11 protein-coding genes are annotated in these 12,915 nt (G+C 71.5%); 3 read left to right on the forward strand and 8 right to left on the reverse strand.

All coding sequences use genetic code 11. From position 1 onward, the window contains the following. Positions 1 to 14: 14 nt before the first annotated feature. From ACBJ59_RS37870 to ACBJ59_RS37880, 3 genes are read right to left on the reverse strand one after another with little or no spacing between them, the layout of a single operon-like run. Positions 15 to 779 carry a 3-oxoacyl-ACP reductase gene (locus ACBJ59_RS37870; protein ID WP_375114977.1) on the reverse strand — a complete coding sequence of 255 codons (765 nt, stop codon included), beginning with the start codon at positions 777 to 779 and terminating at the stop codon, positions 15 to 17. A 39-nt stretch (positions 780 to 818) separates the two neighbouring features. Continuing rightward, positions 819 to 2,162, reverse strand: coding sequence for an aldehyde dehydrogenase family protein (locus tag ACBJ59_RS37875; RefSeq protein ID WP_375114978.1), 1,344 nt, complete (start codon positions 2,160 to 2,162; stop codon positions 819 to 821). Between the two features lie 3 nt (positions 2,163 to 2,165). After that, entirely contained in the window at positions 2,166 to 3,536 is a 1,371-nt protein-coding gene (locus tag ACBJ59_RS37880; protein WP_375114979.1) for a glutamine synthetase family protein, read from the reverse strand. A gap of 125 nt (positions 3,537 to 3,661) precedes the next feature. Here ACBJ59_RS37880 and ACBJ59_RS37885 point away from each other — a divergent pair, with 125 nt between their 5' ends. Both ACBJ59_RS37885 and ACBJ59_RS37890 read left to right on the forward strand, forming a co-directional pair. Then, a complete protein-coding gene (locus tag ACBJ59_RS37885) occupies positions 3,662 to 4,366 on the forward strand; it encodes a FadR/GntR family transcriptional regulator (RefSeq protein WP_375114980.1) in 705 nt (234 codons plus the stop codon). A 52-nt stretch (positions 4,367 to 4,418) separates the two neighbouring features. After that, positions 4,419 to 5,171, forward strand: a complete 753-nt coding sequence (locus ACBJ59_RS37890) for a hypothetical protein (protein ID WP_375114981.1) — start codon at positions 4,419 to 4,421, stop codon at positions 5,169 to 5,171. 48 nt (positions 5,172 to 5,219) lie between these two features. On the opposite strand, the gene ACBJ59_RS37895 is transcribed toward ACBJ59_RS37890, so the two are convergent. The 5 genes from ACBJ59_RS37895 to ACBJ59_RS37915 all read right to left on the reverse strand — a co-directional run bounded on the left by ACBJ59_RS37895 (position 5,220) and on the right by ACBJ59_RS37915 (position 10,883). Beyond that, positions 5,220 to 5,987 carry an SGNH/GDSL hydrolase family protein gene (locus tag ACBJ59_RS37895; protein ID WP_375114982.1) on the reverse strand — a complete coding sequence of 256 codons (768 nt, stop codon included), beginning with the start codon at positions 5,985 to 5,987 and terminating at the stop codon, positions 5,220 to 5,222. Beyond that, positions 5,984 to 6,577 (reverse strand): PadR family transcriptional regulator, encoded by a 594-nt coding sequence (locus tag ACBJ59_RS37900; protein WP_375114983.1) that lies wholly within the window; start codon positions 6,575 to 6,577, stop codon positions 5,984 to 5,986. Before ACBJ59_RS37900 ends, ACBJ59_RS37895 begins: the two co-directional genes overlap by 4 nt. A gap of 67 nt (positions 6,578 to 6,644) precedes the next feature. Next, entirely contained in the window at positions 6,645 to 8,156 is a 1,512-nt protein-coding gene (locus ACBJ59_RS37905) for a nickel/cobalt transporter (protein WP_375114984.1), read from the reverse strand. After that, entirely contained in the window at positions 8,153 to 9,352 is a 1,200-nt protein-coding gene (locus ACBJ59_RS37910; RefSeq protein ID WP_375114985.1) for a tetratricopeptide repeat protein, read from the reverse strand. Before ACBJ59_RS37910 ends, ACBJ59_RS37905 begins: the two co-directional genes overlap by 4 nt. 154 nt (positions 9,353 to 9,506) lie before the next feature. Then, a complete protein-coding gene (locus ACBJ59_RS37915) occupies positions 9,507 to 10,883 on the reverse strand; it encodes a DUF4331 domain-containing protein (protein ID WP_375114986.1) in 1,377 nt (458 codons plus the stop codon). 212 nt (positions 10,884 to 11,095) lie between these two features. Here ACBJ59_RS37915 and ACBJ59_RS37920 point away from each other — a divergent pair, with 212 nt between their 5' ends. Further along, positions 11,096 to 12,817 (forward strand): ABC transporter ATP-binding protein, encoded by a 1,722-nt coding sequence (locus tag ACBJ59_RS37920; protein ID WP_375114987.1) that lies wholly within the window; start codon positions 11,096 to 11,098, stop codon positions 12,815 to 12,817. Positions 12,818 to 12,915 lie beyond the last annotated feature (98 nt).

A 12,915-nucleotide genomic window follows, 5' to 3' on the forward strand; every position in this document is an offset into this window, starting at 1 on the left:
GGCGACGGGACCTCCTAGAGCGGTGTGACGTAGGCGCCGGAGATGCCCCCGTCCACCAGGAACTCGCTGCCCGTGATGAACGAGGCGTCGTCGCTGGCCAGGAACGCCACCGCCGCCGCGATCTCCGACGCCTCCGCGAAGCGGCCCACCGGGATGTGCACCAGCCGCCGCTGCGCCCGCTCCGGGTCCTTCGCGAACAGCTCCTGCAGCAGCGGCGTGTTCACCGGCCCCGGGCACAGGGCGTTCACCCGGATGCCCTCCCTGGCGAACTGCACGCCCAGCTCCCGCGACATCGCCAGCACCCCGCCCTTGGAGGCGGTGTAGGAGATCTGCGAGGTCGCCGAGCCCATGACGGCCACGAACGACGCGGTGTTGATGATCGAGCCCTTGCCCTGGCGGCGCATGTACGGGATGGCGTGCTTGCAGCACAGGTAGACGCTGGTCAGGTTCACCTCCTGGACGCGGCGCCAGGCCTCGATGCCGGTCTCCAGGATGGAGTCGTCCTCGGGGGGCGAGATGCCGGCGTTGTTGAAGGCGATGTCCACGCTGCCGTAGGTCTCGTACGCCGTGGCGAACATCCGTACGACGTCGTCCTCGCTGGTCACGTCGGCCTTGACGAACAGGCCGACGACCTCGCTCGCCGCCTTGCCGCCCGCCTCCTCGTCGATGTCCACGCAGACCACCTTGGCGCCCTCGTCGGCGAACCTGCGGGCCGTGGCCAGCCCGATCCCGCTGCCCGCGCCGGTCACGACCGCCACCCGATCCTGCAACCGCTGCATGTCACTCCCTGCCCATCGGTCGTTCACTCCGCTGACTGTTCACTCCGATGAAATGAAGACGTTCTTTGTCTCGGTGAACGCCGCCAGGGCGTCCGGGCCGAGTTCCCGGCCGAGGCCCGACTGCTTGAAGCCGCCGAACGGGGTCCAGTAGCGGACGGAGGAGTGCGAGTTCACCGACAGGGCCCCCGACTCGACGGCCCTGGCCACGCGCAGCGCCCGGCCGACGTCACGGGTCCAGATGGAGCCGCTCAGGCCGTAGGGCGTGTCGTTGGCGATGCGTACGGCCTCCGCCTCGTCCTCGAACCGCGCCACCGACACGACCGGCCCGAAGATCTCCTCGGTGAACGCCCGGTCGGTGACGTCGGGGGTCAGCACGGTCGGTGGGAACCAGTAGCCCCTGCCCTGGGGGCAGGACCCCTGGAGGTAGGGGGCGCCCTCGACGAAGCCGCGCACGCGGTCGAGGTGTTCGGCGCTGATCAGGGGCCCCATCTCGGTGGACTCGTCGAGGGGGTCGCCGACCTTGACGCCCTGTACGGCGGGTGCGAGCAGGGCCATGAACTCGTCGTACACGGAGGACTGGACGAGCAGGCGGGACCTGGCGCAGCAGTCCTGTCCCGCGTTGTCGAAGACGGCGTAGGGCGCTGTGCCGGCCGCCTTCTCCAGGTCGGCGTCGGCGAAGACGATGTTCGCCGACTTGCCGCCCAGCTCCAGCGTGATCCGCTTGACCTGGCGCGCCGCCTTGGCGGCGATCTCCTTGCCCACCTCGGTCGAGCCGGTGAACACGATCTTGGCCACGTCGCGATGCTCGACCAGGCGGGCCCCCGCGACCTCCCCTGCCCCAGGCAGGACCTGGAGCACCCCCTCGGGGAGGCCCGCCGCCAGGGCCAGCTCGGCCAGCCTCAGCGCGGTCAGCGGCGTCCACTCGGCCGGCTTGACGATCACCGTGTTGCCGGCCGCCAGCGCGGGGGCGACGCCCCACGACATGATCAGCATGGGGAAGTTCCACGGCACGATGACCCCGACGACGCCCAGTGGCTCCTGGAACGTGATGTCCACGCCCCCGGGCACCGGGATCTGCTTGCCGTGGTTGCGCTCCGGGGCACCGGCGTAGAAGTGCAGGACGTCGCGTACGGCACCGGCCTCCCAGCGGGCGTTGCCGATCGGGTGCCCGGCGTTGACCAGCTCCAGCCGCGCCAGCTCCTCCCCGTGCTCGCCCACCAGGTCGGCGAAGCGCCTCAGCAGCCGCGCCCGGTCGCCCGGCGACACCTCGCGCCAGGCGGGGTAGGCCTTCCTGGCACGCTCCACCGCCCGGTCGACCTCGGCCGCGTCGGCGAGCTCGACGTCCGCGACGACGTCCTCGGTCGCCGGATTGATGATCTTCATGCCTCACATCCGCTCGAAGCCACGGAACAGCTCCCAATCCGTCACAGCCGCGTCGAACGCGGCCAGCTCCACCCGCGCGTTGTTCGCGTAGTGCTCGACCACGTCCTCGCCGAACCTCTCGCGGGCCAGCTTCGACCCCTCGAACAGCGCGAGGGCGTCGCGCAGCGTGTGCGGCACGGTCTCGGCGCCGCTGGCGTAGGCGTTGCCCTCGAAGGCGTCCTCCAGCGGCAGCTCGGCGTCGATCCCGTACAGGCCGGCCGCGATCAGCGCGGCCACCGCCAGGTACGGGTTCACGTCGCCGCCCGGCACCCGGTTCTCCACGCGCAGCGACTGCCCGTGGCCGACGAGCCGGAGCGAGCAGGTGCGGTTGTCGACGCCCCACTTGACGGCCGTGGGGGCGAAGCTGCCGGGGACGTAGCGCTTGTAGGAGTTGATGTTGGGGGCGTACAGGAGGGTCAGCTCCCGCATGCAGGCGAGCTGGCCCGCGATGAAGCGAGCGCCGAGCGGCGAGAGCCCGTGGGGCCCCTCTCCCGCCATCACCGGGTCCCCCTCCTGGGAGCGGAGGGAGATGTGGATGTGGCAGGAGTTGCCCTCGCGCTGGTTCGGCTTGGCCATGAAGGTGATCGACCGGCCCTCCTGGGCTGCGATCTCCTTGGCGCCGGTCTTGTAGATGACGTGGTTGTCGCAGGTCCTGAGCGCCTCGTCGTAGCGGAAGGCGATCTCGTGCTGGCCGAGGTTGCACTCGCCCTTGGCGGACTCGACGTAGAGCCCGGCGCCCTCCATCTCGCGCCGGATCCGCCGCAGCAGCGGCTCGATGCGGGCCGTGCCCATGAGCGAGTAGTCGACGTTGTAGAGGTTGGCCGGCACCAGGTCCCGGTAGGACCGCTTCCAGGCGTCCTCGTAGCTGTCGTCGTAGACCACGAACTCCAGCTCGGTGCCCACGTACGCGGCCAGGCCCCGGTCGGCGAGGCGGGCGAGCTGCCTGCGCAGGATCTGGCGGGGCGAGGCGGTCACGTCGCCGCCGCCCTCCCAGCCCAGATCGGCCATCACCATCGCGGTCCCCTCGTGCCACGGCACCCGCCGCAGCGTCTCGAGGTCCGGCTTCATCACGAAGTCGCCGTAGCCCCGGTCCCAGGACGACATGGCGTAGCCCGGGACGGTGTTCATGTCCACGTCCACCGCGAGCAGGTAGTTGCAGCCCTCGGAGCCGTGATGCAGGACCTCCTCGAGAAAGTAGCGTGCCGACAGCCTCTTGCCCTGCAACCTGCCCTGCATGTCGGCGATCGCGAGGAGCACGGTGTCGATCCGCCCGGCCGCCACCTCGTCACGCAGCTCGCCGACGGAAAGGAACCCGCTGCTCGGTCGCTCGCTCACGCCCACGTCGCTCCGATCTGGCCTGACGCGCTTTCCCGTTGATTGGGCTAGTCTCAGACCATTGATGTGTATGTCGGGATCGCTTGTCAAGACCTGAGGACACGTTGGACGAGTCGGCGCGTTTGATGACGGTGTTGCGCCCGGTCAGGGCCGGCAACGCCTTCGAGGAGACCGTGGAACGGCTGCTCCAGGCGATCAAACTGGGCGTGGTCGCGCCGGGCGACAAGCTTCCCCCGGAGCGCGAGCTCGCCGTGCAGCTCGGCATCAGCCGGGTGACGTTGCGCGAGGCGATCCGGGCGCTGTCGGACGCGGGCTACCTCGACGTGCGGCGGGGCCGCTACGGGGGGGCGTTCGTGACGTACACGCCGCCCGCGCCGGACGCCGGCGACCTGCGCCAGGCCGTCAACGAGATGGGCAAGGCCGACCTGTCGGACGCGCTCACGTTCCGGCTGGCAGTGGAGTGCGGCGCGGCCGAGGTGCTGGCCGCCTCCGACCTCACGCAGGACCAGCGGGCCGTGCTCCGCCGCAGGATCGCGGAGCTGAACGAGGCCGGGCTGGAGGACTACCGCCGCCTCGACACGGCCTTCCACCTGTCCATCGCCGAGCTCACCGGCTCCAGCCTGCTGGCCACGACGTGCGCGGACGCCCGGTCGCGGGTCAGCGACCTGCTGAACGCCATCCCGATGCTCCAGGTCAACCTCGACCACGCCGCCGTCCAGCACCAGGCCATCGTGGACGCCATCCTGGCGGGAGACCCGGACGCGGCCAGGCGGGCCGTGGTGGAGCACCTGGAGGGCACGGCGGCACTGTTAAGGGCGTTCCTGGCATGACGGGCCCATGGCTCGAAAGGTGCGGGCAGCTCGTACCATCGACTTCAGGGCTATGGGGAACTGGTTCCAGCAAAGCATTGTCGCGACGGGACGGCTGCCGCTGTTCTGCTTCTTCGTCATGCTCATCGTGGCGTTCATCGCCACCCGCATCAACGTCCGCCTGATCAGGGCCAAGATCGGCTGGTTCCGCAACGTCAACGTGGGGGAGATGCACATCCACCACGTGGTGTTCGGCGTGGTGCTGATGTTAGTCGGCGGAGTGGCGCTCATCGTCTCGCCCGGCTCGCAGGTCGGCACCGCCGCCGCGGCCTCCGTGTTCGGGATCGGCTCGGCGCTGGTGCTGGACGAGTTCGCGCTGATCCTGCACCTGCACGACGTCTACTGGGAGGAGGAGGGGCGCACCTCGGTGGACGCGGTCTTCATCGCGGTCGCCGTGACCGGCCTGCTGCTCATCGGCCTGCGCCCCCTCACCTGGGACTACGGCACGCTGGTCGATCCGGCCGCGCTGATCGTGGCCAACCTGCTGCTCGCCGTCGTCACGCTGCTGAAGGGCAAGATCTGGACGGGGATGGCGGGGCTGTTCGTGCCGCCCATGCTGCTGGTGGGCGCGCTACGGCTGGCCCGGCCCGGCTCCCCCTGGGCCCACTGGTTCTTCGCCACGCGCTCACCGCGCAAGCTGGCCAGGGCCATCCACCGGGAGGAACGGTGGCGGCGCCCGGTGATCAGGGTCAAGATCGCGTTCCAGGAGTTCCTCTCCGGGCGGCACGACCTGCCGTCGACCCGGCGCGGCCGCCGGCACGGCTAGGCGGGCCAGCTGGACGGCCCAGCTGGGAGGCACGGCTGTGCCGCCCGGCTAGGGGACGCACGTGAGCTCCGGGCGCTTGGCCGTGCGGCCGTCGCCGGAGGAGCGGCCGAGCAGGCGGCGGCCGATCCACGGGCCCGCGAACGTGGCGAACCACCGCAGCTCGGTGGTCGCCGTCCGCCATCTGGTCGCCGGCGGCAGGGGCGGCAGCGGTTGACACCACGTGTCGTCGCTGCCGGGCAGGGCCAGGGTGTGGGCCACGGCGGCGGCGAAGCGGGTGTGGCCGGCCGGGCTGGCGTGCAGGCGGTCGGTGCTCCACATCCGCGCGTCCGTCAGGAACTCCAGCGGGAACGTGTCCACCAGCGTGACCCCGTGCCGGGCCGCGGCGTCGCGGATGCGGGCGTTGAGGTCGAGCACCCGGGGCCGGAGCGGCCGGGCCATCGGCGCGATCCTCCCGATGTCGGGAAACGTCACGGTGACCACGTGCGCGCCCGCCCCCGCCAGCGCTTCGTACATGTCCTCCAGCGCGGCCGCCACGGCCGCCGCGTCGAACCCGGGGCGGATGAGGTCGTTCATCCCCGCCATGACGGTGGCCAGGTCGGGCCGCAGGGCCAGCGCCGTGGCCAGCTGCTCGTCGCGGACCTGGCTGGCCAGGCGGCCGCGGACCGCGAGGTTGGCGTAGCGGAGATCGGGGTTGCCGCGGGCCAGGTGCTCGGCCAGGCGGTCGGCCCAGCCGCGGTGCCCCCGGACGTCGTCGCCGTCGCCGAGGCCCTCGGTCTGGCTGTCCCCGAGCGCGACGTAACGCGTGTAGGTGGTCATGGTGTCTTCCCTTCCGTACGCCCGGCGCGGGCGGCGGGGTCGGCGCGGCCGGCCAGCGTCCGGGCGGTGTGCAGGCACCAGTCGCGCATCTCGCGTTCCAGCCGGCAGCCCGCCAGGCAGGACAGGTACGGGCCGACGTGCTCGCCCTGGCGCAGGAACGTCTCCTCGTCCAGGTCGCCGCGCAGGCGCACGAGGGTCTGCTCGAACAGCTCCAGCTTGGCCGCGGCCTCCCGGGCCCGCTCGTGGAGCTGCTCGATCACCGGCGCGGGGTCGAGCAGGTCCACGGCGTGCACCTTGACGATCAGGTCGTCGCGGATGAGCAGGGGCTTGGCGGGAGTCGCCGCGAAGGCCGCGAGCTCGCCGATCCCGGCCTCGGTGACCTGGAACACGCGCTTGTTGGGGCGGCCGCGCTGGGCCACCTCCCGGCCCGTCACCAGGCCGTCCGCCTCCAGCTTGGTCAGCTCGGCGTAGAGCTGCTGGGGTGCGGCGTACCAGAAGTTGGAGACGCCGATGTCGAAGATCTTGGTGAGCTGGTAGCCGCTGTACTCGCCGCCGAGCAGCGCCGCCAGCACCGCGTGCCTGAGGGCCACCGGCTAGCGATGGTCATGGGCATGAGTAGTCATGTCCATGACCATACGACGACGGGGCAGGGGGACGCTAGAGGGCGGCCACGGAGCGGAGGGCCAGGCCCGCGCCCAGGAGGACGACCATGGCCGCGGTGCCCAGCGGGGCCAGGCCCGAGACCTTGGCGGCCAGGCGGCGGCCGGCCGAGGCGCGGCGCTCCAGGCGGTCGACCAGCTTGACCAGGAGCAGGCCGGTGACGGTGAGGGTGGCGGCCATGCCGACGCCGTACGCGGTAACCAGCGCGACCCCGAACCACGTACGGCCCAGGGCGATCGCGCCGAGCAGGACGATCAGGGCCGAGGGGCTGGGGACCAGGCCGCCCGCCACGCCGAGGCCGATGAGGCCCGCCCGCTTGGTGGGCTGCTCCTGGCCGTCATCGTGGCCGTGGCCGTCCTCGTCCTCGTCCTCGTGCCCGTGCCCATGTCCGTGGCCGTGGCCGTGGCCGTGCCCATGTCCGTGGCCGTGCGGGGAGCGGCCGCGGCGGGTGTTGTGGAGGAGGCGGAGGCCGATCACGGCGATCAGGACGCCGCTGGCCACCCCCAGCCAGGCCAGCACCGACTCGCCGGCCAGCGCCGTGAACACCGTCAGCAGCAGCCCCACCACCAGTACCCCGGCCGTGTGCGTGGCCGTCACCGTCGCGCCGACCACCACCGCGTCGCGCGGGCGCCCGCGGCGGCCCGCCAGGTACGCCGCCATGATGGTCTTGCCGTGCCCCGGGATCAGCGCGTGCCCGGCCCCGAGCACCACGGCCAGCCCGACCGCCAGCAGCCCCAGCGGCACCGTGAGCGACTCCGAGCCGATCAGCCCGGTGAACATCCGCTCCAGCGCGGCCAGCGCGTCCCCGATCGGGCCGCCGATCCCGATCCCGCCGGACACCGTGCCGCCGGACACCGTGCCGCCGTCCGCCGGGCTCCCGGAGGACGTGGCGGGCAGGCCCAGCCCGGCGCCGGAGACGGTGAAGACCGCCTGGCGCTGGTCGAGCGGGGCCGACAGCAGGTCGTCGGGGTAGGCCCGCAGCTCCTGGCTGATGCTCGTCGTGGGCACGGAGGAGCCGGCCAGCCGGACCCCGTCCCCGACGGCGGTGATCTCGCGCCAGCCGATCCTGTCCTGCTCGAACCCGTCGGTGAACTTCACGGCCCCCGAGGCGCGAACCTCCGCCACGAGCCGGCAGGACAGGCGGCTGGTCCGCAGGCCCCCCTCGCCGGGGGCGTGGTCGAAGGCGGAGCTCGCCACCCGCCACGGCACCGCCCGCCCGGCCACCTCGAGCCGCTGGGCTGCGGCCAGGGCGGCGCAGCGGCGGGCCGCGTACGTGGCGTCCACCTCCGGCTCGGCCTGCAGCGTGGGGAGCTCGGCCAGGTCCACGACGGCGAGGTTGCGCACGTCGGAGGGCGTGACCCGCAGGCCGTTGTAGTGGTTGACGGTGAACTTGCCCAGCGGGTGGGCCGCGGTCCGCGCGTGCGCCGGGGCGCCCAGCAGGACGCTCGCGCACAGCGACAGCAGCAGGCCCGTCGCGACGGACAGCAGGCCGAGCCGGACCGGTCTCATGAGAACCTCGCCAATGCGGACAGCGTCGGGTCGAATCCGGGGTCCACTCGCACGGAGCGGCCGAGAGCCTGCTCGATCTTGGCGCGGTGGTAGGTGAGCAGCGGGTTCTGCCAGCCGGTGGCGGTGGCCCGCTTGGCGTACGGGAGCGCCTCGGCGGGCTCGCCCGCCTTGAACAGGGCCCAGGCCAGGGCGTCGGCGGCGACGAGGCCCGGGTTGCGGGCGTACTCGGCCCTGGCGTGCCGCACGGCCTGCGCCGGGTCGCCGTGGTCGGCCTCGAACTCGGCCCACGTCAGGTCGTCGCGCACGCCCGCGGCCTCGAAGAGCTTGCGCTGGGCCCTGAGCAGCGTCCAGTCGGCGCTCCGGCCCGCCTTGATCCGGGTCTCGCCCTGTTCGATGAGGTATTGGGGGAGGGGCAGCCGCTGGACCACCTTGTCGTACAGGTCGAGGGCCTCGGTGAGCCGGCCGCCGAGCGCCGCCGCCCTGGCCTGGCCGGCGAGCGCGGGGGTGTAGGCAGGGTAGGCCTGCAGGGACCTGGTGTACCAGCCGGTCGCCGTCTTCAGGTCGCCCGCGTGGAGGGCCAGCTCGCCCAGGTAGTAACGGGTGAAGGCGAGGTCGGCGGGGCTCCAGGCGTCGTCGTGGGCGTACTCGAGGTATTTGCGCGCCCCGTCCCGGTCGCCGCGCAGCTCGGCCGCGTAGGAGGCGCGGGAGAAGGCCGCGACCCCCGGGCGCAGGTCCATCATCTTGTCCACGGCCCGCTGCGCCGCGCGCAGGTCCCCGAGCTGCGTCTTGGCGTCGGCCAGCACGCCGTAGGCGGCGGCGCCGTACGGGTTGGCGTCGATGGCGCGCTCGGCCAGCCGTACCGCGCCGGCGAACTCGTGGCGGCCGGCGGCCAGCGCCGCCTGGCCGGACAGCACCGCGTCGTCGCGGCCGTTCAGCCGGGCGGCGGTGGCGAGGGCGCCCTCCGCCTTGGTGTAGTACGACGGGTCGCCGGTGATCCGGGCCTCCTCCACGTACTGGGAGGCGAGTTGCGCCCAGCCGCGATGGTCGCCGGGCAGGCGCTTGAGCCGCTCCTGCAGTGTCTCGCGGCGCTGCGCGTCCGCCACCGGCAGTGGCTCGGGCACGGCCGAGAAGGAGAGGATGGTGAAGATCATCGCCCCGATCAGGGCGAGTCCGGCGAATATCGCGAAGGCACGCATTTCCAAGGCTCCAGAGCTGGATGTGGGGCCGGCCGGCCGTGACGGGGAGCACGGCCGACCGGCCCTTTTCTTGGCGGCAGACGATGGGAGACGGGTGGTCTGCCGCCGGGGCGGACCGGCCGGTTCTGGAGAGGGAACCGGCCGGCCAGGCGGGTCAACGCTGGTTCACTGCCACGTTGCTCGGCAGCGGGATGTACGGGAACGTCTGGCCGAAGGGCCGGTCGTTCCTGTCCACCTTGTCCGTCAGCCCGGGAACGAGCTTGCCGGTCAGCGCGGCGCCGGCCACGGCCTGCAGCTCGATGTCCACGACGTCGTCGGCGAGACGGCGGCCGTTCGGGAAGCCCTGCAGGTCACCGGCGAGCACGCCGAGCCTGTTCGGGTCCTTCGTGGGCGGGATGGACATGTTCAGCCGCAGCATCTCGGAGGGCCGCAACTTGCCCGCGTCCTTGTTGAGCACCTGGGAGTTCAGATCGGCCTTGATCGGGCCGTTCTGCTTGGCGATGCCGGTCAGGAAGATCTCGACCAGGTCGGCGCGCGGGGTCGCGGGCGCCTTGATGCCGTAGATGGCCTGGAGCAGCCTGGCCACCTCGGGGTCGGTGACCCGGTCGACCAGCGCCTGCACGTCCGCGTCCTTCGACGGGTCCAGCGCGTTGTAGGCGTCCTTCAGGCCGGCCGAGGCCACCAGCTCGTTCACCAGCGGGTTGCACAGGCGCGAGACCTGCACGAACGATTCGCCGTTGAACTTGTCGGTGGTCGAGCAGACGCCGATCACGGGGTTGCGCTTGGGGTCGCCCTTGAGCGCCAGGTCCGCGGTGGGAACCTGGATGGCCAGCGTGTTGGTGTTGTAACCCTTGAGGGTGTCCTGGCCGACCTCGGACAGGTCGCCGCCGTAGAGGAAGTCGAACACGCGCAGGTCGAGGAAGAACGCCTCGTCCGACTGCCCGGCGAACGTCTTGCCGCCGTTCGGCAGGTTCTTGATGGACTGGTTGCGCAGGGTGCCGTAGTTCGGCATCGATGCGCGGCCGACGTTGCTGGGCGCGACGATGCCGTCGTCGATCAGCGTCTTGGTGTCGTTAGGCGTGATCCGCTTGAGCGTGTAGCGCTGGCGGAAGAGCAGGTTCGGGTCGTCCAGCGAGGTGACGGGGCCGTTGTTGTACAGGAACGTGTCGGTGCCGCGCTTGTCCTCGTTGCGGAACGTCCACTGGTACGTGATGTCGGTCTTGGCGTCGCCGTCGTTGTCGATCTTGATGTTGTGCCGCGACTTGGTGGCGAAGGGGTAGAAGTTCGGGCCGCCATTGGGTTCCTCGAACGGGATCCAGTTGGCGATCAGGGTCACGGTGTTGGCCTTGTCGGGGCTCACGAACGCGTACACGTCGGTGTTGTCGTGTTGCGGGTCGTTCGAGATGGCCGGAGCCTCGCGGTGCGAGGAAGCGGTGCCTGAGTCGGTGCGGAGCGCGGCCAACGACGACGCGGCTACCGCTGCGGCGAGGCCTAGTCCGACTAGAGCGCGCCGGTTGATCCGGAGCTCCATGTTCGGTCCTTTCGAAGGGCTGATCGTTACTGCGAGGTTCCGGCCGGGTTCCTCGACGCCCTATTCGTCCGCGGGCCGCCTCCGGATGTCTGTCTCCTCCTCAAGAATGAGGGTCAACCAAAGTTGACATACTTAGGTCGTCAATTTAGGTTGACGCTGTTGGCTGGTGCGGATCATCCGGTCCCGTTCGTTGAAGCCAATCGAGAAATGTCGTGAAAGGAGACGCGGTGGTCAAGGAGTTGCTCGCCTACATCCGGCCGCACCGGAAGATCCTCGTCCTGGGTGGGTTATTGGGCCTGATCGGCTCGGCTGCGGGCCTCGCGATGCCGTTGCTGGCCAAGTATGTGGTGGACGCGTTCGGCCAGGCCGGGTCCATGACCGGGCCGTTGCTGGGGCTGACCGCGGCGGTGCTGGTGAGCGCGGTCGTCTCGGCCGCCGGAAGCTATCTGATGGAGCGCACGGGCGAGGGGATCGTGCTCGGGGCCCGGCGCCAGCTCGTGGACCGGTTGCTGCGGCTCAGGGTCGCCGACGTGGACCGGCTCAAGCCCGGCGACCTGCTGTCGCGGGTGACCGGTGACACGACGTTGCTGCGGGCCGTGCTGACCAACGGCGTCGTCGAATCCGTCAGTGCGGCGTTCATGCTGGTCGGGGCCATTGTCCTGATGGCGGCCATGGACGGGGTGCTGCTGCTGGTCACGTTGCTCATCGTGGTGGTGATCGGCGGGATGGTCGCGCTGATCATGCCGAAGATCCAGCGGGCGCAGACCCACGCCCAGGAGGCCGTGGGCGAGATGGGGGCCGTGCTGGACCGGGCGCTGCAGGCGTACCGGACGGTCAAGGCCAGCGGGGCGGAGGAGCGGGAGATCGCCGTGGTCGGCGACGCGGCGATGCGGGCGCGCGACCGGGGGCTGCAGGTGGCCGGATGGACGTCGCTGGCGGGAGTGGCGACGTGGATGGCGGTGCAGACCGCGTTCCTGGCCGTGCTGGCCGTGGGCGGCGCCCGGGTCGCCTCGGGCACGCTCGAGGTGTCGTCGCTGATCGCGTTCCTGCTCTACCTGTTCTACCTCGTGCCGCCGATCGGGCAGCTCGTCCAGGGCGGCGTGCAGCTGCAGCAGGGGCTGGCCGCGATGAAGCGGATCAAGGAGATCGAGGAGCTGCCCGCCGAGCCGGTCGCCGTCGCGGCGGCGGGCGACACGCAGCCGGTCGGCGTGACGTTCAGGGACGTCGTGTTCAGGTACGGCGAGGACCGGCCGATCGTGCACGACGGCGTCAGCTTCGAGGTGCCCCCGGGCGGGATGACCGCGCTGGTCGGCCCGTCGGGAGCGGGCAAGTCCACGGTCTTCGCGCTGCTCGAACGCTTCTACGACCACCAGGACGGGGAGATCGTGATCGGCGGCCGGGACATCCGCGACTGGCCCCTGGGCGAGCTGCGGGCCGCCCTCGGCTACGTCGAGCAGGACGCCCCCGTGCTGGCCGGCACGCTCAGGGAGAACCTGCTGTTCGCCGCCCAGGACGCCACGGAGGAGGAGCTGCACCGGGCGATCGCGCGTACCCGGCTCGACGACCTGGTGGCCCGGCTGCCCGAGGGGCTGGAGACGCCGGTCGGGCACCGGGGCGTGCTGCTGTCGGGCGGCGAGCGGCAGCGCGTGGCCATCGCCAGGGCGCTGCTGCGCAAGCCCAGGCTCCTGCTGCTCGACGAGGCGACCTCGCAACTCGACGCGGTCAACGAGCTGCGGCTGCGCGAGGTCATCGCCGAGGTCGCCGCGGAGACCACCGTGCTGGTCATCGCGCACCGCCTGTCCACGGTGACCAACGCCGGCCGGATCGTGGTCATGGAAGGCGGCGGTGTGCGGGCGGTGGGCACGCACGACGAGCTGGTCGGCGGCGACGACCTCTACCGGGAGCTGGCCGCCACCCAGTTCCTGGTCGGCTGACCGTCCTCGTGGGGCCCCGGGGCCGGCACCTTCGTGAATGGGTTCATTCACGAAGGTGCCGCCCATGAGCCGGGGGTGGCCGGCGCCGAAGGCCGTAC

It is taken from the genome of Nonomuraea sp. MTCD27 (genome assembly GCF_041950495.1).
Lineage (GTDB): Bacteria > Actinomycetota > Actinomycetes > Streptosporangiales > Streptosporangiaceae > Nonomuraea.

Bases quoted from the DNA above. Each gene is read 5' to 3' on its own strand.
- ACBJ59_RS37870 (WP_375114977.1), bottom strand. From the start codon at position 779: ATGCAGCGGTTGCAGGATCGGGTGGCGGTCGTGACCGGCGCGGGCAGC.
- ACBJ59_RS37875 (WP_375114978.1), bottom strand. From the start codon at position 2,162: ATGAAGATCATCAATCCGGCGACCGAGGACGTCGTCGCGGACGTCGAG.
- ACBJ59_RS37885 (WP_375114980.1), top strand. From the start codon at position 3,662: ATGACGGTGTTGCGCCCGGTCAGGGCCGGCAACGCCTTCGAGGAGACC.
- ACBJ59_RS37890 (WP_375114981.1), top strand. From the start codon at position 4,419: ATGGGGAACTGGTTCCAGCAAAGCATTGTCGCGACGGGACGGCTGCCG.
- ACBJ59_RS37895 (WP_375114982.1), bottom strand. From the start codon at position 5,987: ATGACCACCTACACGCGTTACGTCGCGCTCGGGGACAGCCAGACCGAG.
- ACBJ59_RS37905 (WP_375114984.1), bottom strand. From the start codon at position 8,156: ATGAGACCGGTCCGGCTCGGCCTGCTGTCCGTCGCGACGGGCCTGCTG.
- ACBJ59_RS37910 (WP_375114985.1), bottom strand. From the start codon at position 9,352: ATGCGTGCCTTCGCGATATTCGCCGGACTCGCCCTGATCGGGGCGATG.
- ACBJ59_RS37915 (WP_375114986.1), bottom strand. From the start codon at position 10,883: ATGGAGCTCCGGATCAACCGGCGCGCTCTAGTCGGACTAGGCCTCGCC.